Below are 12,792 nucleotides of genomic sequence, written 5' to 3'. Positions count from 1 at the left end.
TCGGGGGCGCGTGGACCCTTGGGTCGTGCGCTGGTTGGTTCGAAGCGGCTGCCGGTTGGGGGTATGATCTATCTCGTTGCCGCGAGGGAGACCTCGAACAGGTGACAGGCCCCCATAGCTCAGTCGGTAGAGCGTCTCCATGGTAAGGAGAAGGTCAACGGTTCGATTCCGTTTGGGGGCTCAGTCAAAAGGCCCCGCCCGATTGGGCGGGGCCTTTGTCGTATCCGGAGTCAGTCCCTCTGGAGGCCCGGGACACGCATCGCCAGGATGGCCATGTCGTCGGAGGGGGCGTCGGAGGCGAAGCGTTCGACCGCGCGCATGACGCGGGCCGCGACCGCGCCCGCCGTGAGGCCCGTGCAGGCGGTGAGAACCTCGGTGAGGCCGTCGTCGCCCAACATGCGGGTGCCTTCACGGCGTTCGGTGACGCCGTCGGTGACGCACAGGAGGACGTCGCCGGGGTCGAGGGTGACCGTCTGCTCGTACAGCTCCAGATCCTCCATGACGCCGAGGAGCGCCTGTGGTTCGGCGGCGGGCTCGACCGTGCCGTCCTGGCGCAGGCGCAGCGGGAGCGGGTGGCCGGCGCAGACGACCTTCAGTACGGCGCTGCCGTCCTCCTGGGGCCACAACTCGCCGTACAGGAGCGTCAGGAAGCGGCTGCGGGCGCCCTCGTCGATGATCGCGGAGTTGAGGCGCTCCAGGACCGCCGGGCCGCCGTAGCCCTCGCGGGCCAGCAGGCGCAGGGCGTGTCGGGCCAGGCCGGTGACCGCGGCGGCCTCAGGGCCGGTGCCGCAGACGTCGCCGATGGCGAAGCCGTACGCGCCGTCGCGGATGGGGAAGAGGTCGTAGAAGTCGCCGCCGACCTCGTTGCCCTCGCCGGCCGCGCGGTAGATGACCTCGACCTCGACGCCGTCGATCTGCGGAAGCTCGGGCGGTAGGAGGCTGCGCTGGAGGGACTGGCTGATGGCCACGCGCTCCGAGTACAGGCGGGCGTTGTCCAGGGCCAGGGCCGCCCGGCGGGAGAGGTCCTCCGCCAACTCCAGGATCTCCTGGCGGAAGTGTTCGTCCGTGGGCTTGCCGAGGGTCAGCATGCCGATGACGCGGTTGCGGGCCACGAGCGGGAGGACGACGGTCTCGCCGCCCACAGCCGAGGCCGTCGCCAGCGTCGTGCCGATGCCCGAGCTCACCGTGGCGGGCTCGCCGAGGCCCAGGCTGCGCATGGAGGTGCGCAGAGCCGCCTGGTGGGCCGCCTCGGCGGGAGCCGTCCAGACGCGGGCGCCCGGGGTGGGGATGGGCTCCGGCGGGCGGATCTTGGAGAGGAGGGCCTTGAGGCCGTCGATGAGGTCCTCGTCCTCGTGCAGGACGTAACTGAGGTACGGGTCCGAGGCCTGGTCGGCGATCGTGTAGACGGCGCACCAGGTGGCGAGGGTCGGGATCGTCATCTGGGCCATGAGGGCCAGGGTCTGGTCGCGGTCCAGGGTGCCGGCCAGGAGGTCGGAGGCTTCCACCAGGAAGCTCAACGAGCCGCGGCGCAGACGCTCCAGCTCGCCCAGACGGGCCGACTCGACGGCCAGGGCGATGCGGTCGGCGGCGAACTGGAGGCGCAGCGCCTCCTCGTTGGAGTACCGGCCCTGGGACTCGGCGGCGACGCCCAGGGAGCCCGTGAGGCGTCCCTCGACCTTGAGGGGGACCGTGACGACCGAGCGCATGCCCGTGCCGTTGAGGAGGGGGACGGCGCCGGGGACGGCCATGAGATCGTCGTGGACGGCGGGCATACGGGCCGAGCCGTAGCGGCCGGGGCCGGCGTCCACCGGGACGCGGGCGAAGCGCTGGCGGGCCGACGGGAGGCCCGTGGAGGCCCGTACCTCCAGCTCCGTCTCGTCGTCGGTCGCGAGGAGCAGGAAGGCGGAGTCGCCGTCGAGCATGTCGCGGGCGCGCTCGACCGTGCGCTGGAGCAGGCCGTCGAGGTCGTCCGGGGCGGGCGAGCCGATGAAGACCTCGAAGGGGTCCGCTGCCTGGCCCTCGCCGGAGCCGGAGCCGTCACCGGCCGGCATGCGGATCGGCGTCTGGAGGACGGCGCGCTCGTCGTCCCGGACGAGAAGGCAGACCGTGGAGGGGTCGCCGGCCGTGTCGCGGACCCGGAGGTGGGAGGCGTAGACCGGGGTCACGCGGCCGTTGGCGCCGCGGATGCCGTAACTGCCCTCCCAGCGGGAGAGTTGCAGGGCCTCGACGACGCCGGTGCTGGTGCCGGGGGTGTGCGGCCAGGCGGCGAGGTCGGTGAGGGGCTTGCCGATGACCTGGTCGGGGGCGTACCCGAAGAGTTCCTCGGCATCCTCGTTCCAGGCGCCGATCGCGCCCACGCGGTCGATCTGGACGACCGCGACGCGGACCCGGCCGTCGGCGAGCGGGAGCAGGTCGGCGGGGAGGGCCGGGCCGGCCGAGCGGGTACCCACCGGGCGGTCGGGGAGGTCGAGTTGGAACCAGACCTGCTTGTGGGTGGACGTGTACTCGACGCCCCAGCGGGAGGCCATCGCCGCGCACAGCTGGAGACCGCGGCCGCCCTCGCGGTCCGGGCTGCCCATGTTGATGTGGCTGCCCTGGAGGGGGATCTCACGCTCGGGATATCTGTCGGCGACCTCGATGCGTACGTTGTCGTCGGCCCGCAGACACAGGACGTCGGCGGAGGTGCCCGCGTGGACGACCGCGTTGGTGACGAGTTCGCTGGTGAGGACCACCGCGTCGTCGACGATGTCGGCGAAGCCCCAGCCCTGGAGGGTGTCGCGGACGAACGAGCGGGCGGTCGCGACGGATCGTGAGACGGCAGTGAAACTGGCGGCCGCGCGCGCGGTGATCACAGAACTCCTTGTCCGGTTCTCGACGTGCGGGGATCCTGGGACGGCCTCCTGCCGTGGCAGAGGCTGATTCTCCGTCGGCCTGGGTTCCTGGGGGGTTTCCCCGGGATGCAGTCCGGTGGTCATGGTGCGGCCGCCCCTCCGATGCCTGCCCGCTCGTGCTCGTGCGCCACCGCCCAGGCCGGACGGGTCCGGCATGGCTGGACAGCCGCATGCAAGGTTACTTACCTTCGCCGTCCATGCGGATGCCGGTCGTCTGTGTTTCCGTCCGGAGGTGTGCGGACCGTGTGCGAAGCTGCCGAACTGTTATGGCCTGGTTCAGCCATGGTGAAACACTGGGCAGGCTTCAAGGAGAAGGTCGGGCGAGCCCGAGTACCTTCCCGGTGCGTCGGGGAGTGGCACCCGGCCCGTTGAGCAGAAGTATCCGAGTACGAAGCAGTACGAGTGGTACGAACAGTGTGAGCAGTACGAAGCGTTCGAATGCGGCGAAGTACGTCCAGCAGGAACGGCCGACCCTTGCGGGAGGGACACAGTGGAGTCTGGCGCAGCGACGCGGGGCACTAAGGCGCGCGCGAAAGGCGGACAGTCCCTGAGCGATCAGCACAAATCACGTAAACCGCGCAATGGGACCACCACGGTGGACACGGCTGCCCTGAACCGGCTGCTGACGGCGCTGGAGGCGATGCGGGACGGTAATTTCCGCAAGCGGCTGACCGTCTCGGGCGACGGGGTGATGGCCGAGATCACCGCCGTGTACAACGAGGTGGCGGACCGGAACCTGCATCTGACCGGTGAGTTGTCGCGGGTGCGGCGTGTGGTGGGGCGTGAGGGGAAGCTCACCGAGCGGCTGGAGACGGGTGCCACCGAGGGGTCGTGGGCGGCCGCGATCGACGCCTCGAACGCACTGGTCGACGACCTCGTACGGCCTGTCTCCGAGGTCAGCCGGGTGCTGTCGGCCGTCGCGGACGGCGATCTGTCGCCGCGCATGGAGCTGCGGTCGCAAGGGCCGGACGGGACCGGGCATCCGCTGCGCGGGGAGTTCCTGAAGGTCGGCCGTACGGTCAACAACCTGGTCGACCAGCTGTCGACCTTCACCGACGAGGTCACCCGGGTGGCCAGCGAGGTGGGCACCGAGGGCAAGCTGGGCGGGCAGGCCAAGGTGCGTGGCATGTCCGGTTCCTGGAAGGACCTGACGGAGTCCGTCAACACCATGGCGCACCGGCTCACCGCACAGGTGAGGGACATCGCGCTGGTGACGACCGCGGTCGCGAAGGGCGACTTGTCACGGAAGGTCACGGTTCATGTGGCCGGCGAGATGCTGGAGCTGAAGGAGACCGTCAACACGATGGTCGACCAGCTCTCCGCGTTCTCCTCGGAGGTGACCCGAGTCGCGCGTGAGGTGGGCACCGACGGGCAGCTGGGCGGTCAGGCCGAGGTGCCGGGCGTGGCGGGTGTGTGGAAGGAACTCACCGATTCGGTGAACACCATGGCCGGCAATCTCACCGCGCAGGTGCGGGGGATCGCCCAGGTCACCACGGCGGTCGCCAACGGCGACCTGTCGCAGAAGGTCACCGTGCCCGCACGCGGTGAGGTCGCCAAGCTCGCCGAGACCATCAACCAGATGACCGAGACGCTGCGGATCTTCGCCGACGAGGTCACGCGGGTGGCCAACGAGGTCGGTGCCGAGGGTCGGCTGGGTGGTCAGGCGCAGGTGCCGGGCGCGGCGGGAACGTGGAAGGACCTCACCGATTCGGTGAACACGGTCTTCCGGAATCTCACGATCCAGGTGCGGGACATCGCGGCGGTGACCACCGCGGTCGCCAACGGCGACCTCTCGCAGAAGGTCACCGTGGACGTGGCCGGCGAGATGCTGGAGCTGAAGAACACCGTCAACGGGATGGTCGACCAGCTGTCGTACTTCGGTGCCGAGGTCACGCGGGTGGCCAACGAGGTCGGTGCCGAGGGTCGGCTGGGTGGTCAGGCGCAGGTGCCGGGCGCGGCCGGTACGTGGAAGGACCTGACGGACTCCGTCAACACCGCGTTCCGGAATCTCACCGGACAGGTGAGGAACATCGCGGCGGTGACGACGGCCGTGGCCAACGGCGACCTCTCGCAGAAGGTCACCGTCGATGTCGCGGGCGAGATGCTCGAACTGAAGAACACCGTGAACACGATGGTGGACCAGCTGTCGTCGTTCGCCGACCAAGTGACGCGGATGGCCCGGGACGTGGGCACGGAGGGCCGCCTCGGCGGTCAGGCCCGCGTGGACGGCGTGTCCGGTACGTGGAAGGAACTCACCGACTCCGTCAACTCGATGGCCGGCAACCTCACCTCGCAGGTGCGCAACATCGCGCAGGTGACGACGGCCGTGGCGCGGGGCGACCTGTCCCAGAAGATCGACGTCGACGCGCGCGGCGAGATCCTGGAGCTGAAGAACACCATCAACACGATGGTCGACCAGCTGTCGTCGTTCGCCGACCAGGTGACCCGGGTCGCCCGGGACGTGGGCACGGAGGGCCGCCTCGGCGGTCAGGCGCAGGTGCCCGGTGTCGCCGGTGTGTGGCGCGATCTCACCGAGTCCGTGAACGGCATGGCCGGCAACCTGACCGGCCAGGTCCGCAACATCGCGCAGGTCGCCACGGCGGTGGCCCGCGGCGACCTGTCCCAGAAGATCACCGTGGACGCGCGCGGCGAGATCCTGGAGCTGAAGAACACGCTGAACACGATGGTGGACCAGCTGTCGTCGTTCGCGGAGGAGGTCACCAGGGTCGCCCGCGAGGTGGGCACGGAGGGCCAGCTCGGCGGTCAGGCCGAGGTGCAGGGCGTCTCCGGCACCTGGAAGGACCTCACGCAGTCGGTGAACTTCATGGCGAACAACCTGACGATCCAGGTGCGTCAGATCGCCGAGGTCACGACCGCCGTCGCCAAGGGCGACCTGTCGAAGAAGATCACCGTCGACGCCAAGGGCGAGATCCTCGAACTCGTCACCACCGTCAACACGATGGTCGACCAGTTGTCGTCCTTCGCCGAGCAGGTGACCCGGGTGGCCCGCGAGGTGGGCACCGAGGGCATCCTGGGCGGCCAGGCGCACGTGCCGGGCATCACCGGCATCTGGAAGGACCTCAGCGGCAACGTCAACCTGATGGCCAAGAACCTCACCATGCAGGTGCGGAACATCTCGCAGGTCGCGGCGGCCGTCGCCAACGGCGACCTGACCCGTACGGTGACGATCGAGGCGCGTGGTGAGGTCGCGGAGCTCGCGGACACCTTCAACAGCATGGTGAAGACGCTGAGTTCGTTCGCCGACCAGGTCACCAAGGTGGCCCGCGAGGTGGGCACGGACGGCATCCTGGGCGGCCAGGCGCACGTACCGGGTGTGGCGGGCACGTGGAAGGACCTCACCGAGTCCGTGAACTCGATGGCGTCCAACCTCACCGGACAGGTCCGCAACATCGCGATGGTCACGACGGCCATCGCCAAGGGCGACCTGACCAAGAAGATCGACATCGACGCGCGCGGCGAGATCCTGGAGCTCAAGACCACCATCAACACGATGGTCGACCAGTTGTCGTCCTTCGCCGAGGAGGTCACCCGGGTGGCCCGCGAGGTGGGCACCGAGGGCCAGCTGGGCGGTCTGGCGAGGGTGCGGGACGTCGACGGCACCTGGCGGGACCTCACCGAGTCGGTGAACGAGATGGCAGGGAACCTGACCCGGCAGGTGCGCGCCATCGCGCGCGTGGCCACCGCGGTGACCCGGGGCGACCTGAACCTCAAGATCGACGTCGACGCGTCCGGCGAGATCAAGGAACTGCAGGACTACATCAACAAGATGATCGCCAACCTGCGCGACACCACGATCGCCAACCAGGAGCAGGACTGGCTCAAGGGCAACCTCGCCCGGATCTCCGCCCTGATGCAGGGCCGCCGGGACCTCGACGACGTGGCCTCGCTGATCATGAGCGAGCTGACGCCGGTGGTGTCGGCGCAGCACGGGGCGTTCTTCCTCGCGCTGCCGTTCCTGGACGGCAAGGACCTGGCCCCGGACAACGACGAGCAGTACGAGCTGCGCATGCTCGGCTCGTACGGCTACTCCATGGGCTCCATGCCGACGTCGTTCCGGCCCGGTGAGGCGCTGGTGGGGACGGCCGCGAAGGAGAAGCGCACGATCCTGGTGGAGAACGCGCCGAGCGGCTATCTGAAGATCTCCTCCGGGCTGGGCGAGGCGCCCCCGGCACAGGTCATCGTGCTTCCGGTGCTCTTCGAGGGGACCGTGCTCGGCGTGATCGAGCTGGCGTCGTTCACGCCGTTCACGCAGATTCAGAAGGACTTCCTGAACCAGATCGCGGAGATGATCGCGACGAGCGTCAACACCATCTCCGTGAACACCAAGACCGAGGTGCTGCTGAAGCAGTCGCAGGAGCTGACCGAGCAACTGCGTGAGCGGTCCGACGAGTTGGAGAACCGGCAGAAGGCACTGCAGGCGTCCAACGCCGAGCTGGAGGAGAAGGCCGAGCTGCTGGCCCGGCAGAACCGCGACATCGAGGTCAAGAACACCGAGATCGAGGAGGCACGCCAGGTCCTGGAGGAGCGCGCCGAGCAGCTCGCGGTCTCCATGCGCTACAAGAGCGAGTTCCTGGCGAACATGTCGCACGAGCTGCGCACCCCGCTCAACTCGCTGCTGATCCTCGCCAAGCTGCTCGCCGACAACGCCGAGTCGAACCTGACGCCCAAGCAGGTCGAGTTCTCCGAGACGATCCACGGAGCGGGCTCCGACCTGCTTCAGCTGATCAACGACATCCTGGACCTGTCGAAGGTCGAGGCGGGCAAGATGGACGTCTCGCCGACCCGTATCGCCCTCGTCCAGCTCGTCGACTACGTGGAGGCCACCTTCCGGCCGCTGACCGCGGAGAAGGGCCTCGACTTCTCCGTACGGGTCTCGCCGGAGCTGCCCGCCACTCTGCACACCGACGAACAGCGGCTGTTGCAGGTGCTGCGGAACCTGTTGTCCAACGCGGTGAAGTTCACCGACTCGGGGGCCGTGGAGCTGGTCATCCGGCCGGCCGGCGCGGATGTGCCGGTGGCCATCAAGGAGCAACTGCTGGAGGCGGGCTCGCTGCGGGACGCGGACGCCCCCATGATCGCGTTCTCGGTGACGGACACGGGCATCGGCATCGCGGCCAGCAAGATGCGGGTCATCTTCGAGGCGTTCAAGCAGGCGGACGGCACCACGAGCCGCAAGTACGGCGGGACGGGCCTGGGGCTGTCCATCTCGCGGGAGATCGCCCGGCTGCTGGGCGGCGAGATTTACGCGCAGAGCGAGCCGGGACGCGGCTCCACCTTCACCCTGTATTTGCCGCTGCACCCGAGCGAACTGCCCCCGCAGGGCTACGCGAACAGCGCGCCCGCCGCGCTGGAGGCGGGGGAGCTGCTGGCGTCCGAGCACGAGCTTGCCGAGCGCACCGAGACGCCGGCCGAGGTGAAGTCGTACCGCGAGACGCAGAACGGGGCCGCCGCGCTCTTCCGGCGGCGTCGCAGGTCCATGCCGGCGGGTTCCCCGTCGGACCTGTACCAGCAGGGCAACGGGCAGGCCCAGGAGCACTGGGCGCAGCAGGTCGCGCAGGAGGCGGCGCAGCCGCGCCGGACGATCCGCTTCGACGGCGAGAAGGTACTCATCGTCGACGACGACATCCGCAACGTCTTCGCGCTCACCAGCGTCCTGGAGCAGCACGGTCTGTCCGTGCTGTACGCCGAGAACGGCCGTGAGGGCATCGAGGTCCTGGAACAGCACGACGACGTGACGGTCGTCCTGATGGACATCATGATGCCCGAGATGGACGGATACGCGACGACCACGGCGATCCGCCGGATGCCCCAGTTCGCCGGACTGCCGATCATCGCCCTGACGGCCAAGGCGATGAAGGGCGACCGGGAGAAGGCGATCGACTCGGGAGCCTCCGACTATGTGACGAAGCCGGTCGATCCGGATCATCTGCTGTCGGTCATGGAGCAGTGGATGCGAAGTGAGTGACAGGAAGGGCCGCGTGTGGTCACAACGCGTTGGAGGTTGCGCCGAGTTGCTGACTGAGTGTGGCCGGGGTCGTGTAGAAACGCGGGATTCGGGGAACCTTCTGGTCCCCTGCCGCGTTTCTGCTACGAGCACAGTGACATCACGGTGACAGGGTGTGGCGACGGGCGGGGTGCGGCTACGATGACCGGCACAAGGACGGGTGGCGCGAGGGAGTCGTCCCCTGGGGTGACGCCGAGTGGTGTCACGTCGAGTCCTGCGGACAGGGGAGGCCCCAAGCCGGGGCGAGGAGGACGGGCCATGGTGCAGAAGGCCAAGATCCTCCTGGTCGATGACCGGCCGGAGAATCTGTTGGCGCTGGAGGCCATCCTCTCCGCGCTCGATCAGACACTGGTGCGGGCATCGTCCGGGGAGGAAGCGCTCAAGGCGCTGTTGACGGACGACTTCGCGGTTATTCTGCTGGACGTCCAGATGCCGGGAATGGACGGGTTCGAAACGGCCGCGCACATCAAGCGGCGCGAGCGGACCCGGGACATCCCGATTATTTTCCTCACGGCCATCAACCACGGACCGCACCACACGTTCCGTGGGTACGCGGCGGGTGCGGTCGACTACATCTCGAAGCCGTTCGATCCCTGGGTGCTGCGCGCCAAGGTTTCGGTGTTCGTCGAGCTGTACATGAAGAACTGCCAGCTCAGGGAGCAGGCGGCGCTGCTGCGACTCCAGTTGGAGGGCGGCGGTAAGGGCGCGGCGGGCGGTTCCAAGGAGCCCTCCGGCGGCATCCTCGCCGAGCTCTCCGCGCGGCTCGCGGCCGTCGAGGAGCAGGCGGAGGCGCTGTCCAAGCAACTCGACGACGACTCGGCGGATGCCGCCGCGGTGGCCACAGCGGCCCATCTCGAACGCAAACTGACGGGCCTGCGCAGGGCGCTGGACGCGTTGGAGCCGGGCACGGGCGGCCCCTCGTCGGTGCCGTCGCAGAACTGAGCACGTTCCGGAGCGCGGGCGGGGTCACACAAGTGGCCCGGTCCCGCGCTCAGTTGTGATGCGGCTGTGGGGGCTGAGGGCCTGTCAGGCCATGTCAGCTTCGGGGCTTCGAGTGCGCGACACGAACGGGTGAAGCAGTAGGCACACGTGTCGGCTGTGGTCTCCACCGGTAACCTCACCCCCATGGCCTCACGTCAGTCCGCAGCGAAGAAGCCGCCCGCGAAGAAGGCGGCCGCTCCGACGAAGGCTCCGGCGAAGAAGGCCCCCGCGAAGAAAGCCGCCGCCCGGAAGGCGCCTGCCAAGAAGGCGACGGCGAAGAAGACGGCCCCTCCGAAGCCGGCGCCCAATCCCACCGGAGGCGTGTACAGACTCGTACGCGCCATCTGGCTCGGTGTCGCGCACGCCGTCGGCGCCGTCTTCCGTGGCATAGGGCAGGGCGCGAAGGGTCTCGACCCGGCGCACCGCAAGGACGGCGTCGCGCTCCTGTTGCTCGCCCTCGCCCTGATCGTGGCCGCCGGCACCTGGTCCAACCTGCGCGGGCCGGTCGGCGATCTCGTCGAGATGCTCGTGACCGGCGCCTTCGGCCGGCTCGACCTGCTCGTTCCGATACTGCTCGCCGTCATCGCCGTACGGTTCATCCGGCATCCCGAGAAGCCCGAAGCCAACGGCCGCATCGTCATCGGCCTGTCCGCACTCGTCATCGGCATCCTCGGCCAGGTCCACCTCGCGTGCGGCTCGCCCGCCCGCAGCGCCGGCATGCAGGCGATAAGAGACGCCGGGGGGCTCATCGGCTGGGGCACGGCCACCCCGCTGACGTACACCATGGGCGAGGCCCTCGCCGTGGCGATGCTTGTGCTGCTCACGGTCTTCGGGCTGCTCGTCGTCACGGCCACGCCGGTCAACGCGATCCCGCAGCGGCTGCGGCTGCTCGGGCAGAAGCTGGGCATCGTCGCGGACGACGATGACGACGAGGAGTACGGCGAGGACGACTCCCGCTACGACGAGCAGTGGCGCGACGCGCTGCCCGCGCGCCCCCGCAGGCGCGGCTCCGCCCCCGAGCCGTACGACCCCGACGGCGCCGAGCAGGAGGCCCTCACCAGGCGCCGCCCGAGGCGCTCCGCGGTGCGGCAGCCCGACCCGAACCGGCCGATGGACGCCGTGGACGTCGCCGCGGCCGCCGCTGCCGCGCTCGACGGGGCCGTGCTGCACGGGATGCCGCCCTCGCCGGTGGTCGCCGACCTCACCCAGGGGGTGAGCGTGGGGGACCGGGAGGAGACCACCCCCGTCCCGGCCGCGCGCAGCAAGACGCCCAAGCAGGAGCCCTCGGCCGCCAAGCCCCCCAAGGGCGCCAGGCAGGACGCCCTGGTGCCGGACCTGACCAAGCAGGCTCCGGACGCGCCCCGCGAGCTGCCGCCGCGGGCCGAACAGCTACAGCTCTCCGGCGACATCACCTACTCCCTGCCCTCGCTCGACCTCCTGGAGCGGGGCGGCCCCGGCAAGACGCGCAGCGCGGCCAACGACGCCATAGTGGCCTCCCTCTCGAACGTGTTCTCCGAGTTCAAGGTCGACGCCTCCGTCACCGGCTTCACCCGCGGGCCGACGGTCACCCGCTACGAGGTCGAGCTGGGCCCGGCGGTCAAGGTCGAGCGGATCACCGCGCTGACCAAGAACATCGCCTACGCCGTCGCCAGCCCGGACGTACGGATCATCAGCCCCATCCCCGGCAAGTCGGCCGTCGGCATCGAGATCCCCAACACCGACCGCGAGATGGTCAACCTCGGCGACGTCCTGCGCCTCGCGGACGCGGCCGAGGACGACCATCCGATGCTGGTGGCGCTCGGCAAGGACGTCGAGGGCGGCTATGTGATGGCCAATCTGGCGAAGATGCCGCATGTGCTCGTCGCGGGTGCGACCGGCTCGGGCAAATCGTCCTGCATCAACTGCCTGATCACCTCGGTCATGGTCCGGGCGACCCCCGAGGACGTCCGTATGGTCCTCGTCGACCCCAAGCGCGTCGAACTGACCGCGTACGAGGGCATCCCGCACCTCATCACGCCGATCATCACCAACCCCAAGCGGGCCGCCGAGGCGCTCCAGTGGGTCGTGCGCGAGATGGACCTGCGCTACGACGACCTGGCCGCGTTCGGCTACCGGCACATCGACGACTTCAACGAGGCCATCAGGAACGGCAAGGTCAAGCTGCCCGAGGGCAGTGAGCGCGAGCTGTCCCCGTACCCGTATCTGCTGGTGATCGTGGACGAGCTGGCCGACCTGATGATGGTCGCGCCGCGGGACGTCGAGGACGCGATCGTGCGCATCACGCAGCTCGCGCGCGCGGCCGGCATCCACCTGGTGCTCGCCACGCAGCGGCCGTCCGTGGACGTCGTCACCGGTCTGATCAAGGCGAACGTGCCCTCGCGGCTCGCCTTCGCCACCTCCTCGCTCGCCGACTCGCGCGTCATCCTCGACCAGCCGGGCGCCGAGAAACTGATCGGCAAGGGCGACGGGCTGTTCCTGCCGATGGGGGCGAACAAGCCGACCCGCATGCAGGGCGCGTTCGTGACCGAGGGCGAGGTCGCGGCGATCGTCCAGCACTGCAAGGACCAGATGGCGCCCGTCTTCCGGGACGACGTCACCGTGGGCAGCAAGCAGAAGAAGGAGATCGACGAGGAGATCGGCGACGACCTCGACCTGCTGTGCCAGGCGGCCGAACTGGTCGTCTCCACACAGTTCGGTTCGACCTCCATGCTCCAGCGCAAGCTGCGCGTCGGCTTCGCCAAGGCCGGGCGGCTCATGGACCTCATGGAGTCCCGGGGCATCGTGGGGCCGAGCGAGGGCTCCAAGGCGCGTGACGTTCTTGTCAAACCCGACGAACTGGACGGCGTGCTGGCCGTGATCCGGGGGGAGACTGGGGCGTAAGGGCCGCGGCGGAAT

General features: G+C 69.2%; 4 protein-coding genes and 1 tRNA gene. 4 read left to right on the top strand and 1 reads right to left on the bottom strand.

Translation table 11 applies throughout. The features are described 5' to 3' along the window. The first annotated feature begins 108 nt into the window (after nucleotides 1-108). Nucleotides 109-181: transfer RNA gene (locus tag OG622_RS14745), tRNA-Thr, on the top strand. Nucleotides 182-230: 49 nt separating this feature from the next. On the opposite strand, the gene OG622_RS14740 is transcribed toward OG622_RS14745, so the two are convergent. After that, nucleotides 231-2,975, bottom strand: coding sequence for a SpoIIE family protein phosphatase (locus OG622_RS14740; RefSeq protein ID WP_371576491.1), 2,745 nt, complete (start codon nucleotides 2,973-2,975; stop codon nucleotides 231-233). Between the two features lie 406 nt (nucleotides 2,976-3,381). Here OG622_RS14740 and OG622_RS14735 point away from each other — a divergent pair, with 406 nt between their 5' ends. The 3 genes from OG622_RS14735 (at nucleotide 3,382) to OG622_RS14725 (ending at nucleotide 12,777) form a co-directional block, all read left to right on the top strand. Beyond that, the gene (locus OG622_RS14735) at nucleotides 3,382-8,877 is read left to right on the top strand and encodes a HAMP domain-containing protein (RefSeq protein ID WP_371576489.1); all 5,496 of its coding nucleotides are present in this window, start codon (nucleotides 3,382-3,384) and stop codon (nucleotides 8,875-8,877) included. A gap of 297 nt (nucleotides 8,878-9,174) precedes the next feature. Further along, the gene (locus OG622_RS14730) at nucleotides 9,175-9,858 is read left to right on the top strand and encodes a two-component system response regulator (protein ID WP_371576487.1); all 684 of its coding nucleotides are present in this window, start codon (nucleotides 9,175-9,177) and stop codon (nucleotides 9,856-9,858) included. 183 nt (nucleotides 9,859-10,041) lie between these two features. Then, a complete protein-coding gene (locus tag OG622_RS14725) occupies nucleotides 10,042-12,777 on the top strand; it encodes a DNA translocase FtsK (protein ID WP_371576485.1) in 2,736 nt (911 codons plus the stop codon). Nucleotides 12,778-12,792 lie beyond the last annotated feature (15 nt).

The sequence above is a fragment of the Streptomyces sp. NBC_01314 genome, from assembly GCF_041435215.1.
GTDB lineage: Bacteria > Actinomycetota > Actinomycetes > Streptomycetales > Streptomycetaceae > Streptomyces.
This window is presented reverse-complemented; position numbering and strand designations above follow the sequence as displayed.

Coding starts and splice junctions, on each gene's coding strand:
- OG622_RS14740 (WP_371576491.1), bottom strand. CDS start 2,975: ATGACCACCGGACTGCATCCCGGGGAAACCCCCCAGGAACCCAGGCCG.
- OG622_RS14730 (WP_371576487.1), top strand. CDS start 9,175: ATGGTGCAGAAGGCCAAGATCCTCCTGGTCGATGACCGGCCGGAGAAT.
- OG622_RS14725 (WP_371576485.1), top strand. CDS start 10,042: ATGGCCTCACGTCAGTCCGCAGCGAAGAAGCCGCCCGCGAAGAAGGCG.